At 45.6% G+C, this 13100-nt stretch carries 11 protein-coding genes; 8 read left to right on the forward strand and 3 right to left on the reverse strand.

Annotated elements, in window-relative coordinates:
• Positions 1–23: 23 nt before the first annotated feature.
• A complete protein-coding gene (locus IEX60_RS05480; protein ID WP_188748277.1) occupies positions 24–962 on the forward strand; it encodes a hydrogen peroxide-inducible genes activator in 939 nt (312 codons plus the stop codon).
• A gap of 148 nt (positions 963–1110) precedes the next feature.
• On the opposite strand, the gene IEX60_RS05485 is transcribed toward IEX60_RS05480, so the two are convergent.
• Positions 1111–1851 carry a 3-keto-disaccharide hydrolase gene (locus IEX60_RS05485; RefSeq protein WP_188748278.1) on the reverse strand — a complete coding sequence of 247 codons (741 nt, stop codon included), beginning with the start codon at positions 1849–1851 and terminating at the stop codon, positions 1111–1113.
• A gap of 324 nt (positions 1852–2175) precedes the next feature.
• Here IEX60_RS05485 and IEX60_RS05490 point away from each other — a divergent pair, with 324 nt between their 5' ends.
• Positions 2176–4515, forward strand: coding sequence for a TonB-dependent receptor (locus tag IEX60_RS05490; RefSeq protein ID WP_188748280.1), 2340 nt, complete (start codon positions 2176–2178; stop codon positions 4513–4515).
• A gap of 2 nt (positions 4516–4517) precedes the next feature.
• Positions 4518–5291 (forward strand): DUF4249 domain-containing protein, encoded by a 774-nt coding sequence (locus IEX60_RS05495; RefSeq protein WP_188748282.1) that lies wholly within the window; start codon positions 4518–4520, stop codon positions 5289–5291.
• 15 nt (positions 5292–5306) lie between these two features.
• Here IEX60_RS05495 and IEX60_RS05500 read toward each other — a convergent pair whose 3' ends face one another.
• Positions 5307–5915, reverse strand: a complete 609-nt coding sequence (locus tag IEX60_RS05500) for a polysaccharide deacetylase family protein (protein WP_188748656.1) — start codon at positions 5913–5915, stop codon at positions 5307–5309.
• Positions 5916–5959: 44 nt separating this feature from the next.
• Here IEX60_RS05500 and IEX60_RS05505 point away from each other — a divergent pair, with 44 nt between their 5' ends.
• On the forward strand, positions 5960–7339 hold the full coding sequence (locus IEX60_RS05505) for a TolC family protein (RefSeq protein ID WP_188748284.1): 1380 nt from the start codon (positions 5960–5962) through the stop codon (positions 7337–7339).
• A 34-nt stretch (positions 7340–7373) separates the two neighbouring features.
• Positions 7374–8720, forward strand: coding sequence for an efflux RND transporter periplasmic adaptor subunit (locus IEX60_RS05510; RefSeq protein ID WP_188748286.1), 1347 nt, complete (start codon positions 7374–7376; stop codon positions 8718–8720).
• Positions 8721–8728: 8 nt separating this feature from the next.
• Here IEX60_RS05510 and IEX60_RS05515 read toward each other — a convergent pair whose 3' ends face one another.
• Positions 8729–8971, reverse strand: a complete 243-nt coding sequence (locus IEX60_RS05515) for a helix-turn-helix domain-containing protein (protein WP_188748289.1) — start codon at positions 8969–8971, stop codon at positions 8729–8731.
• 190 nt (positions 8972–9161) lie between these two features.
• Between IEX60_RS05515 and IEX60_RS05520 the strand changes: the two genes are divergently transcribed.
• From IEX60_RS05520 to IEX60_RS05530, 3 genes are all read left to right on the forward strand, one after another.
• Positions 9162–9524, forward strand: a complete 363-nt coding sequence (locus tag IEX60_RS05520) for a hypothetical protein (RefSeq protein WP_188748291.1) — start codon at positions 9162–9164, stop codon at positions 9522–9524.
• A gap of 165 nt (positions 9525–9689) precedes the next feature.
• Positions 9690–10214 carry a ferritin gene (locus IEX60_RS05525; protein ID WP_188748293.1) on the forward strand — a complete coding sequence of 175 codons (525 nt, stop codon included), beginning with the start codon at positions 9690–9692 and terminating at the stop codon, positions 10212–10214.
• Between the two features lie 192 nt (positions 10215–10406).
• Positions 10407–13094 (forward strand): outer membrane beta-barrel protein, encoded by a 2688-nt coding sequence (locus IEX60_RS05530; RefSeq protein WP_188748296.1) that lies wholly within the window; start codon positions 10407–10409, stop codon positions 13092–13094.
• The last annotated feature ends 6 nt before the right edge of the window (positions 13095–13100 follow it).

Genomic DNA, 13100 nt, shown 5'->3' on the forward strand with positions numbered 1-13100 from the left:
TTTGTATTCTTTTCTTCGCTATTATGACCCTGATACAATTGGAATATATTATAGCGGTTGACACGTACCGTAGTTTTGTGGCAGCCGCAGAGAAGTGTTTTGTGACCCAGCCTACACTGAGTATGCAAATCCAAAAATTGGAAGAATCCATCGGTGCACGAATATTCGACCGTAGCCGGCAACCGATTATTCCCACAGATGTGGGAGTCGAAATTATCAAGCAGGCGCGTGTGGTGCTTACGGAAAGCCGCAAAATCATCGAACTGGTACAGACGCAAAAAGGTGAACTGGAAGGTGAATTTCGTATTGGGGTGATTCCTACCATCGCTCCTTACTTGCTGCCGAAGGTACTGGGTAATTTCATGCAACGGTTTCCCAAGCTGCAGCTGCAGATTTGGGAATATACGACCGAAAAAATTATTCATGAATTGAAAGTCGGGCTGCTGGATTGCGGAATTCTGTCAACACCAGTATATGATACGGCATTGGCGGAACGTCCGATGTTTTATGAACCATTTGTTGCCTATGTATCGGCCGATAGCCCGATGCTTGCCAAAAAGGAAGTGACTTCAGAAGATGTATTGGGTGATAAGCTGTGGTTGCTAACTGAAGGGCATTGCATGCGGGGGCAGGTACTGAATATCTGTCAGCGCAAACGGAGCATGGAACCTGAAGGAACTTTCGAATACAATACAGGAAGTGTAGAAACTTTGAAACGGATGGTTGATAACAACGCGGGAACAACCATTTTGCCGGAGTTAAGCATTGAAGACTTTGACGAAGACCAGCTGGCGCGTGTCCGCTATTTCAGGTCGCCCGAACCTGTGCGGGAAATAAGTTTAGTTACACCCCATAATTTCCTGAAAAAACAAGCCGTCGACGCGTTGGAAAAAGAAATCAAGGAATCTGTTCCAAAGCGGTTCCGATCTAAGAAAAAGAAAGATGTGATGGGGTTTGAATAGGGGTCAATGAGGGTGTCTAAAACAAGAAGATAGAACGCTGATGACGCAGATAAAAAGGATTTTCGCTAATTAATAATCCGTGTTGATCTATTCGATCCGTGTCATCTGTGTGCCGCTTCCTTTTTAGACACCTTCATAAACAATTAAATTACAGTGATTTGATGCGGATATTGCGGTAAGCTACCAAGTTTCCATGATCCTGTAATGCGATTTTGCCTTTCGGGTACTTGGCAAAACCTTCCCAGTCTTTGAATTTGCTGGCGTTCAATACTTGCTCCCATTCGGGAGTGCCGATGGTTACATCTGCAGTTTGCACACCGTTAAGCCACAGCGTGATCTGTCCATTATTCTTACGGATACGGGCCTGATTCCACTCGCCAACGGGTTTGGGTTTGGATACTTCTTTGCTGCCAATCATGTCGTAAAGTGAACCGGCCAAGTGATTTTCAATCTTGTTGTCGCCAGCATCGATGTTGTCCAGCACCTGCATTTCGATACCGGTTTGATACGTCGCGCTAAACTTGGGATCTTCATGGACACTGAAAATGATACCGCTATTACCACCGGACGATATTTTCCATTCCAATTCAAGTTCGTAATTTTCATATTCCCCATCGGTAACGATATCTCCGCGTTGCTCACGGGGCACGTCCGGATTGAAACTCAATGCACCGTCCTCCACTTTCCACGCGTCGGAGACTGTATCTCTCAGGTAAGTATGCCAACCGTTGGTAGTTTGCCCATCAAACAAGGATACCCATCCGTCATTTTCCACAGCGGTTTCAGTCGCCGTAGAATCCTGACCACCATCTGTTTTCTGGCCCGACCCACAGGCAGTTACGACAATAGCCGTGAACGCAACTGATAACGTTTTTTTTAAATTTTTCATGTTCAAAATTCTGAGATGTTTTGATTTACAAGTTTTTTGGGGTCAATACTACAAACTTAATTTTTAAAAATGGCTGTTTTTGATAGATTATTTTGTAACAACTTAGTCTATTCCCAACAGCCAATGGCTACAGAAATGCTCACATAATTAATCAATGAAGGGCCTCCAACCGACAAATACATTGATTTTCATGATTTTTTAAATGGATTTTATTGGTCTGATATACAGTTTGTTGTGATAATTTGGCTGTGTTGTCCGACTGGCTAGCAATAAAATATGTTTTTACCGGCGGTTAATTGGCATAAAGCGTGTAATATTGTAGGCATGTTCCTTACTCGGTTTCGCAGGTATCGTTTCATTTTCATAGCCTTACTTATTTCTGCTCCGTTTCACCTGTTTTCTCAACATCTTTTTACAATTAGCGGTCATATCCGTGATGCGCTGACCGGCGAAACACTGATTGGAGCAAGCATTCGATTGAAAGCCCATCCTGGTACCGGCACACGGACCAACAATTATGGTTTTTTTTCGCTTACCGTTCAGGGGGGAACCCATCTATTGGTCGTTTCGCATGTAGGTTACCAAACACAAGAAGTATCGGCAGATATCGTAAAAGATACGTCGTTAACGGTAGACCTTCACAGTGGCGAATTGTTGGAAGAAGTGGTAATCAGTCAATCGGCGCACCGGGAAAACGTACGCAGTCCGCAGATGGGGATTGCCCGGGTAGATGTGAATGAAATCAAGCATGTACCGGTCTTGATGGGCGAAAAGGATGTGTTGAAAACCATCCAGTTGCTGCCCGGAGTGCTTTCGGGGGGAGAGGGCAGCAGCAGCTTTTATGTGCGTGGAGGAACGGGTGATCAGAATCTGATTTTACTGGATGAAGCGATGGTATACAACGCATCCCATCTTTTCGGCTTTTTCTCTACGTTCAATTCAGACGCAATCAAAGAAGTGAACCTGTATAAGGGAGGAATGCCGGCACAGTATGGTGGCAGGATATCTTCTGTACTGGATATTACGATGCTGGATGGCAATAAAAAGAATTTTGGGGCAGAAGGTGGACTCGGTCTGATCGCATCTCGGCTGAAGGTGGATGGACCGATTGTGAAAGACCGGGGTTCATTTATGATCAGTGGTCGCCGGACGTATGCCGACCTGTTTCTTAAGCTGTCTAACGACGAGGATGTCAACAAAAGCCGGCTTTATTTCTACGACCTGAATGCCAAGGCGAATTACCGGATCAACGAAAAAAATACAGTCTTTCTTTCAGGGTATTTCGGCCGGGATGTACTTGGCTATTCTAACCTCTTTGGTTTTGACTGGGGTAATGCAACAGGAACGTTCCGCTGGAACCGTGTACTGAACAGCCGCTTGTTTTCGAATACGACCCTTGTTTATAGTAATTTTAACTACAACGTAAGCATCGAAAACGATGAATTTAGTTTCGTCATCGCGTCCCGTATTCAGAATTACAACCTGAAACAGGATTTTCAGCTTTTCTCGTCGAGCAAGAGTACATGGCATTTTGGTGTGAATCTGCTGCACCAGGGGATTTCTCCCGCCAACATCGACGCAGACGAAAATACAGCCGTAAATAGCCTGCAATTGGAAGACCGTAAGGGAATGGAACTAGCGGGATATCTTGCTCATGAGTGGACGCCTATTGACCGGCTGAGTTTAATTTACGGGCTACGCCTGAGTAACTTTTTGCTGTTCGGTCCGGGTACATTTTATGCATATGATGAAGAAGGAGACATTGTGGAACATACAGAATACCGGCGTGGAGAGGTGGTGAAGCATTATTTGAATTTGGAACCCCGTTTGTCTTTGAGTTACCAGTTGCAGGGTAACAACAGTATTAAGTTGTCATACAACCGGAACAGTCAAAACCTGCATCAATTATCCAACTCCACTTCGAGTCTACCCACCGATGCATGGGTAATGAGCAGCAACAACATTAAACCCCAGATTGCCGATCAGGCAGCGTTGGGATACTATCAGAACTTTGATAACGACCGGTATGAATTTTCGATCGAATCGTATTACAAATACATGCAAAATCAGATAGATTACCGCAATGCGGCCGATTTGCAGGCTAACGAACACATTGAATCGGAGTTGCTGTTCGGTATTGGCCGGGCGTATGGGGTGGAGGTGTTTTTGAAAAGGCGGGAGGGCCGCTTGAATGGGTGGTTGAGTTATGCACTTTCGCGCAGTGAGCGGCAATTTGATGGGATTAACGGCGGAAACTGGTTTGCTGCACGTCAGGATCGTACACACGATGCATCTGTAGTGGGCATGTATCAATTGACGCCTCGATGGAATCTGTCAGCCACTTTTGTGTACAGTACAGGAAATGCCGTGACTTTCCCCAGCGGAAAGTATACGGTGGATGGGCGTACCCTTTGGTATTATACCGAGCGCAATGGTTACCGGATGCCTGATTACCATCGACTGGATTTGGGTGCCACTTGGGAGTCGGCGTCGTCGAAACGTTTTAAATCCAGCTGGACATTCGGAATTTACAATGTATACAACCGAAAAAATGCATTTATCATTGATTTCAGAGAGAATGCAGATAATCCCAACGTTACCGAAGCATATCGGATAGCTTTGTTTGGTATTATTCCCTCGGTTACTTGGAATTTTAAGTTTTAGTAATGAGTTGTTACAGGTATTTTATGGGGTTACTGGTTGTTTTCGGAACCGCATGCGAAGACGTCATCGATGTGGATCTGAAAGACGTTACTCCACAACTGGTGATCGTCGGTGAAGTAAGCAACCGGTTGGAAGACCAATATGTAACCATCAGCCGGACAGTCGCATTCAGTGCTGCAGATCCTTTTGATGCAGTATCGGATGCAGAGGTTACCGTATTTGACGATAGGGGCAAAGCGTTTGAATTTGTTGAGAATACGCCGGGGCGGTATCAAAGCAGATTCAGGGGCGAGGTAGGGCGTCGGTATCGGCTGCAGGTACGCGTGGATGGGCAAACATTTGAAGCCGTATCCAGCATGCCCGAATCCGTGTTAGCGGACTCGATCGGAACCGGTATCCGGAATGTATTCAATGAAGAGCAGAAGTTCATCAGTGTCAAGTATCAGGACCCCATCGGTGTATCAAATTACTACCGCTATTTGTGGAGTATAAACGGAGCCCCCCCTAAAATGGTCAGGGTTTCCAATGACAAGTTCACCGATGGTAAATACGTAAGCGAAGATGTAACCGACTTCGAAACCGAATTGGATACGGGCGATTCGGTGTCTATATGGATGCAGTGTATTGATAAAGCTACATTTGATTTCTGGAACGCCGTGCAGGCAAATAATCCCGGTAACGCCGCACCTGCCAATCCACCTTCGGCTTTTGGAAACGGTGCATTAGGTTATTTCAGTGCGCAGGCTGTCGCAGAATATTTTATAACGGTTCAGTAGCAACTCGGCTAATCTTTACAGGACGCCAAATTCATATCCTTCAGCCAGCCAATGTTCAATCGCCCGGGGCAGGGCATATGTGACACGGGGAATCGCTTTGATATTATCGTGAAATACGACGATGGAGCCATTCCGGGTATACCGAAGTACATTCCGTAAGCATTGCTCAGGTGCAAGTTTACGGTCAAAGTCTCCACTCAGTACGTCCCACATAATGATATCATATTTTTTTTTTAGTTCGGTATATTGCGAATGCTTGCCGCGGCCGTAAGGAGGGCGGAATAACGACGTTCCCGTCAGTTGCTGGCAGCGGTCAATGTTCAACAGATAGACCTCGTCTGGCGTTTTCCAGCCGTTGAGATGGTTGTAAGTATGGTTGCCGATGCGATGCCCATTTTCTAAGAGGCGATCAAATAAATCAGGATGTTTTTTTATATTTTCGCCCACACAGAAGAAAGTAGCCTTGATGCCGTAATTATTTAGCGTATTTATGACAAACGGTGTAACATCCGGTATCGGCCCGTCGTCAAAGGTAAGGAAAATACGTTTTTCGGTACGGTTGCGATGCCATATAAGTGAAGGATAAAGCCAGGATAGAATGAAGGGAGCTTTGACGGTATACATCAGCTGTTGCAAATAAAGGAAGTAAAGATACGATTTTGAAGATAATGAAAAAAAGTTTCTCATGCCTGGCCTGTTTGATCACTTGCTTATGTACGGTGCTGTTACCCAAGCAGGGTGCCGCGCAGCAATTGGTTCCCATCAAAGAGGCGATTTACCATGCTTTAGAAAACAACCTGCAAGTTAAACAGGCACAGTTTCAGGCTGCATTGTCAGAGGAAGACTTAAAACAGGCTAAAAGTCAGTTTTATCCCTCGTTGAATGCGCAGGTAGGTGGAAATATGCGATTTGGTAGGTATTTTGACCAAACAACGGGGCAATTGGTGCCGTCAGTAAATACAGCTAACGCAGGGGCATCAGCGGATGTTCCGATCTTTCAGGGGTTCCAACGTATCAATCAGATATTGGCAAATAAGAATCAACTTGCCGCGGATCAAAGCAACATTGAAAAAGTGAAGAATGACCTGGTGCTATCTGTGGCTACTACGTATCTGGAGGCATTGACCAATCAGGATTTGCTGACCGCGGCTGAGCAGCAATTAAATCTTTCCCGGCAACAATTGGAAGTTGCAGAGGCAAATTATGAGGTAGGAAACAACACATTAGCCGATTTGTCACAGGCAAAAAGTCAGGTAGCAACGGATGAATTGAATGTGACTTCAGCCCAGAATGCCTTTGAGTTGTCCATGCTGAATTTAAAGCAACTTATGGAGCTGGATCCTGCCGCGGATATTGCATTGGAAAAGCCACCCGTTGCCGATATCGAGCAAATAGAAAGCCCTTATACCGCGGCAGAGATTTATCAACGAGCGTTGAAAGCACAACCTGACATAGAAACTGCTGTTTTTTCAACGGCCTTAGCCAAAAACAATATCGATATTGCCAAGGGAGGGTACTATCCCACGCTGGGCTTTGGTGCAGGTTATGGTACCAGCGTATCATCCGTAGCATCGCAACCGATCGCATTTGATGCCGAGGGGCGGCCTACCGAATACGGACGGGTATCTTTTGGTGATCAGCTTCGAGCCAACGAAAGCCCCTATATCGGCTTAACGCTCAATATCCCGATTTTCAATCGGTTTCAAGTCAGAACAGCCGTAAACAAGGCAAAAATTAATTACCAAAATGCATTGACGAATGAGCAACTAGCCAAAAATAACCTGAACAAGATCGTAAATCAAGCGGTACTCGATCTCCGTTCTGCCAGCAAGCGTTATGCCTCTACGGAAACCGCCTTTGAGTCGGCAAAAGATGCTTTTGAAGTCATCCGCCAGCGGTACGAAGTAGGACTGGCCAATTCGGTTGAACTTTTTACGGCACAGACGACAATGAACAAGGCAGAGTTTGACCATATCCAGGCAAGGTATGACCTGCTGTTCAGGAGTAAAGTGATCGACTTCTACCTGGGCAATGAAATAAATTTCTAAACTAACGAATAACGAGCAACAGCATAGACAGACTATGGCAAGGAAAAAAAATACACTTAAATACGTACTGATCGGGGCGGTAATCTTGGTAATAGGGGTAATTGTCGCCAATAAGATGGGATGGATCGGTCAAGGGGATGTAATCAAAGTAGCTACCGATAAGGTGGAGAAAAAAACCGTAAACGAGCAAGTATCGGCCAGTGGCAAGATCCATCCCGAAGTGGAAGTGAAGCTGAGTTCCGAAGTTTCCGGTGAAATCGTCGAACTTACTGTCAAGGAGGGGGATGTGGTAACCAAGGGACAGATTCTGTGCCGCATACGGCCGGACATCCTGCAGTCGGGCTACGAGCGGGCAGTTGCTTCACTGAATGCGCAACGGGCCAGTTTGGCCATGGCTGAGCAGCAATTGAAACAACAGGAAGCAAATTTTGCGAACATTGAAGCCAACTTCAAACGTAATCAGGAATTATTTGAACGGAAGGTGATTTCAGTAGCTGAATTTGATCAGATCCGTGCGGATTATGAGAGCGCACGGGCAAACCTGGAAGGACAACGGCAGAATGTATTGGCCACCCGGTATGGAATAGATCAATCGCAGGCAACGGTAAAGGAAGCGGGTGACAACCTGGCCCGTACCACAATTTATGCGCCGGTAGATGGCGTTATCTCGTTGCTACAGGTAGAATTGGGCGAACGTGTGGTTGGCACAGCGCAAATGGCCGGTACTGAAATCATGCGTATTGCAAATATGGAAACGATGGAGGTGGTCGTGGAAGTGAATGAAAATGATATCAACCGGGTGGCACTCAATAATGAAGCCTCAATCGAGATTGACGCGTTCCAAAACCGGAAATTTAAAGGAATCGTTACGGAAATAGCCAGCTCGTCTACCACGGCGGCTACGACGACAACTACAACAGCCGGAACCGATCAGGTCACCAATTTCAACGTAAAAGTCCGCATTTTGCCCGATTCGTATGCCGATTTATTGAAGAAAGATCAGCCGAATCCATCGCCTTTCCGTCCGGGATTATCGGCCACAGTGGACATCCACACACAGCAAGACACCGGTCTTGCCGTGCCCATACAAGCTGTCACAACCCGAGAACCCGCAGGCGCAGATACTACAAAAGCAACCGATACGACCACGGGAAACGTAGCTGCGGGAGTACCAAAGATGAAAGAGTATGTGTTTGTTTACAACGGAGGTACCGTAAAGCAGGTTGAAGTGAAAACCGGCATACAGGATGATATGAACATCCGCATTCTTTCGGGACTCAACGAGGGGGATGAGGTGGTATCCCGGCCGTTTAATGCCATCAGTAAACTGTTGAAAGATGGTAGCAAAGTAGAAAAAGTAGATAAGAACAGCTTGCTTTAGGAGTCGGTTTACTCGATTTCTCCCTTCTCTAGGTCATGCCGGAGCAGGATTGTGCATTCGATATCCAGTACGTCGGCGATTTGGAAGAACCTTTCCAATGACAATTTGTGGGACCCTAATTCGAGCTTGCTGTAGGCATTTTGGGATATTCCAATTTTCCCCGCGACGTATTCCTGGGTATAGTTTCTGAGTGCCCGAACGCGCCGTATATTCTTCACTACCAATTTTGCTTTGGCCTCAGGCTTCATCATAGTTACTATATGGGTTTTTCATGTGCGGCCAAAATAATAAGCCGAATCAATAGTTAATTGTGGTTTTTTGTTCATTTTATTCAAGTAACACCCTCGAAGGCATTGTGTTTTTAGGTAAAAATTAGTTTAAGTTGGACTGATTATAAATAATGTGTATATTCGCCACCGATTAATAGAAAAGGTTTTGACCATGGTTTGTCCTTTGGCTAATTTTGAGGAACTTTATCGAACGGATCACGGCGCTGTATATCAATGCAGTAGACAGAATTGTTATTGGTTGGAATTCGCTGGAGATACCACCGCCTTCAAGGTTGGGGACTTCTTGAGTTTCAAGAAAAAGATCGACGCTATTGATGTATCGGCAATGATTATTAATCCTTCTCGTACCGCTGATTTTACAATCGTAATGCCCTTTCGTACTCCGCGTTGTTTTGTGCTGTATATCAACGATGTATTGAATCTGAGGGAGTTATTGAATGGTGCGAAGTTTATGATCGAGCTCAATAGTGTGGTCAATGAGTGCCTGAAAAGAACCCCCCATAGTTTGGTCTGAATGATCCGCGTCACTCATTACTGATCACCCACCGCTGATCACAATAATTTAGACTGAATTTGTATTGTTTTTATTTTGAGAGTTTTACCGCTCTATTTTCGTACTTTTGTAGGGTAAAATACGGGCAATTATCTGCTCGTCTTCGAACATATAAATATACGTATCATGAAAGATCTATTGCGGTTAAAAACTTCGTTGAACGAAGAAATAGAAAACATATTAAATGCTCAGATTAAGGTGGAAGCACATTCTTCCTCCATTTATTTGGCGATGTCATCCTGGTGTGATGATCAGGGTTATGATTTCAGTGCGGGTTTCTTTGCCAAGCAATCGGAAGAAGAGCGGAAGCATATGATGAAGCTCTTTAATTACGTAAACGATCGGGGTGGCAAAGCGATTTCTCCGGAGATTGTGAATATTCCCGCGGATTTTGAGTCTTTCCGCAGCGTTTTTGAACAAATGCTTGAACAGGAAATGTATGTTACCCAGCAATTCAATCACATTGCCGAGAAGTGCATCAAGCTGAAGGACTTTGTCACTTTCCAGTTTATCCAGTGGTTCCTCGAAGAACAAATCGAAGAAGAATATGTGGCAAGGCGCATCCTTGAAATGTTTGATGTAATCGGTGAAGAAGGTATCGGACGTTGGGAAATTGACAAACATATTCCCAAAGTGAGTTACGAAGGTTAGCCGCCGGAAGTAATCCAGTATTTCAGGCGGGTTGTCTTTTTAAAGGCAACCCGTTTTTTTTTGCACACATACGGATAATATACTATCTTTCGTTCCTTGTATAAGGAACAAGTATATCGATTAGTTAGCTATCCCGAGATAAAGTTGCCATCAATAACGATCCATAGATTATTCGTTTTTTTATTTCTTTTGGTGTCGGTGCAAGCAGTTGCTCAGCACCACCGAAAGGAAATAAGCGGCGTCGTAATTGACACGGCAGGTACACCCCTGTCGGGTGTGAATGTACGGCTTACCACGATACTTGACACGGTACTGGCTGTTACAGACGGCAATGGGGCTTATCGGTTTACGGATATCATCGGCCCGGAATTCCGGCTTACATTCAGCATGATTGGCTACAAGATATTAGACAAATCGTATCCATTCAATTTTCCCGGGCCGGTTGTGCAGTTACTTCCTACAGTGTTGCCCCCGCAGCAGACATTGCTCAAGGAGATTGTCATCAACCGTGTACAGCCTATTGTGATCAAGGAAGATACCGTGCAGTATAATATGGACGCCTTTAATGTACGGCAGAATTCGTTGCTGGAAGAAGCATTAAAACTTCTGCCCAACGTGCAGGTGCGGCGTGATGGAACGGTGATTGCCCATGGCAAGCAGATCAGCCGGGTGCAGGTGGATAGCAAAAATTTCTTCGGGGGGGAGGTGCTAACCGCTACCCGCAACCTGCCCGCTGAATTTATTCAGTCCATTCAGGTGATTGATTATTATGGAGACATGGCCAACAGCACGGGGATTAAAGATTCCGAACCGGAGAAGATACTAAATATTGTGTTAAAAGAGGACAAAAAACGCATCCTTTTCGGTCAGGTAACCGGTGGTGGCGGTACGGTGGACCGCTATATCGGCAGCCTGGGTATCAATAATTTTAACGACGGTCAGGAATTTTCGGTACTTGGATCCCTGAATAATACCAATACCAGCCTTTTCAGCTATGGGGCTCCAACGGGAGCAGGTGCCAGGGAACGTGGCAATAGCGATCTGACCGGAATGATAGACCCCGAGGATGGCGTAAACACAACCAATTCTGTCGGGGTGAGTTATTCCGATGATGTATCGGACAAAGTGAGTATCTATGGAAAGTACACGTTTACAAACCGAAAGAACCGGACGTTGGGAAATTCGGAGACAACAAGTGTTCTTGAAGGTTATTCAATTGTTAATCAGGAAGATAAAGAAATAAATACCGATAATATCAATCACTTGATGGCATGGGATATCGAGGCGCAGTTAAATGATCGTAATTATTTGAAAATCAGTCCAAATATCTCATATAGCGAGGTTGGTTCCCAGCATGCCAGCAACAATATCTACCGGCGGGGTCATGAGCAGATCCTTACTGACCGGAATTACCTGGCGGATGAGAATGTCTCGACGCCCAATTTTGACATGGACGTGCTGTACTCCCGTGCATTTCGTAAACCGGGAAGAAAGTTTGTGGTTAATATGCAGGGCAAATACGCACAGCGGGATAAGTTGGAAGACATCAGCGACGTATCCCGAAACATCAGCATGGTAACCGGAGAGCCCGTGACGGGAGGCGTCGACGTTTACGACCTTACACAGGAAGTAAAGAGTGACAACCAGAACCGGGTGGGCCGGCTGAAAGCGTCTTATGTAGAGCCCATCGACAATAGCAGCATATTGGAGATTAGCTACGAATATAATTATACAGCAATTGACAGTCGCCGCAGTGTTTGGGACCTAGACAAAGAACGGTTTGTGGATTCACTGGGCATTGACTATTCCTATTTTTTTGAAAGCAACCGGGTGGGGTTGGTTTATCAGATGGAACAAAGCAAACGGTTCCGGTATACACTGGGATTTGCCGTGCAACCGTTACTCTTGCAGGGGCAGACCATGGATATCGACACCACTACCCAGCACCGGAATGTCAATTTGATACCCAGCGCAGGCTTCCGGTTCCGTATCAACGACGAAAGTGAATGGTCAATCGAATACCTGGGCACCAATAATCAGCCCAATTTCTCACAGATACAGCCAATCCGCGACGTAACCAACTCACAGAATATTATTATCGGAAATGCCGAACTGAAGGCGGAGTTTGTTAACCGGATCACGACACGCTTCCGTCAGACCAAATTGGGAAAGAACCGATTTTTTGAAGCGCAGTTGGCGCTCAACCAGGTGCAGAATAAAATTGTGACCAACCGGCGGAACCCGAGCAACACGGTCCAGGAAACCAGCTTCCGCAATACTTCTGGATATTTTGACGCACGTGGATATTACATGTACAGCACCTCGATGATCAACGATAATTTTCAGCTGAACCTGAACGGAACAACGGACTATGTCAACAACGTGTCTTACATCAATGACGAGAAGAATTTCGGCCGGAATTTTATCTATTCACAGGCCGTACAAATGCGGTTTATGCTAGAAGACATGATCGAGACCGAACTGAATACGAGCTACACATTTAACCGTACCCGTTATTCCCTGCGGCAGATTGATGGCATCAATGCCAACTCTTTCTTGGTTGGATTCGCCGGCAAAGGTTACCTTTCGGATAACTGGGCATTTGGTTTTGACCTCTCGCACCGGCTCAACAGTGGCTACAGTGCTTTTGTCAACGCCAATCCCACCTTACTAAATGCCTACATCGAATATACATTTCTCAATAACAACATGGCGTTGCTGCGCTTACAGGGCTTTGACCTGTTCAATCAGAATACCGGAGTGACGCGGGAGGTGTCGGGTACCGATATCCTGGATATGCGCAACAACCGGCTGACTAGGTATTTCATGCTGTCTCTGAATATCCGCCTGCAAAAATACCCGTCAAAGAAATCGGGATGAAAACGA

Source organism: Parapedobacter defluvii (assembly GCF_014642075.1).
Classification (GTDB): domain Bacteria; phylum Bacteroidota; class Bacteroidia; order Sphingobacteriales; family Sphingobacteriaceae; genus Parapedobacter; species Parapedobacter defluvii.

Excerpts from the sequence above, each read along its gene's own strand:
- IEX60_RS05520 (WP_188748291.1), top strand. The coding sequence starts at position 9,162 with ATGGTTTGTCCTTTGGCTAATTTTGAGGAACTTTATCGAACGGATCAC.
- IEX60_RS05525 (WP_188748293.1), top strand. The coding sequence starts at position 9,690 with ATGAAAGATCTATTGCGGTTAAAAACTTCGTTGAACGAAGAAATAGAA.
- IEX60_RS05510 (WP_188748286.1), top strand. The coding sequence starts at position 7,374 with ATGGCAAGGAAAAAAAATACACTTAAATACGTACTGATCGGGGCGGTA.
- IEX60_RS05495 (WP_188748282.1), top strand. The coding sequence starts at position 4,518 with ATGAGTTGTTACAGGTATTTTATGGGGTTACTGGTTGTTTTCGGAACC.
- IEX60_RS05515 (WP_188748289.1), bottom strand. The coding sequence starts at position 8,971 with ATGATGAAGCCTGAGGCCAAAGCAAAATTGGTAGTGAAGAATATACGG.
- IEX60_RS05500 (WP_188748656.1), bottom strand. The coding sequence starts at position 5,915 with ATGTATACCGTCAAAGCTCCCTTCATTCTATCCTGGCTTTATCCTTCA.
- IEX60_RS05485 (WP_188748278.1), bottom strand. The coding sequence starts at position 1,851 with ATGAAAAATTTAAAAAAAACGTTATCAGTTGCGTTCACGGCTATTGTC.
- IEX60_RS05490 (WP_188748280.1), top strand. The coding sequence starts at position 2,176 with ATGTTCCTTACTCGGTTTCGCAGGTATCGTTTCATTTTCATAGCCTTA.
- IEX60_RS05480 (WP_188748277.1), top strand. The coding sequence starts at position 24 with ATGACCCTGATACAATTGGAATATATTATAGCGGTTGACACGTACCGT.
- IEX60_RS05505 (WP_188748284.1), top strand. The coding sequence starts at position 5,960 with ATGAAAAAAAGTTTCTCATGCCTGGCCTGTTTGATCACTTGCTTATGT.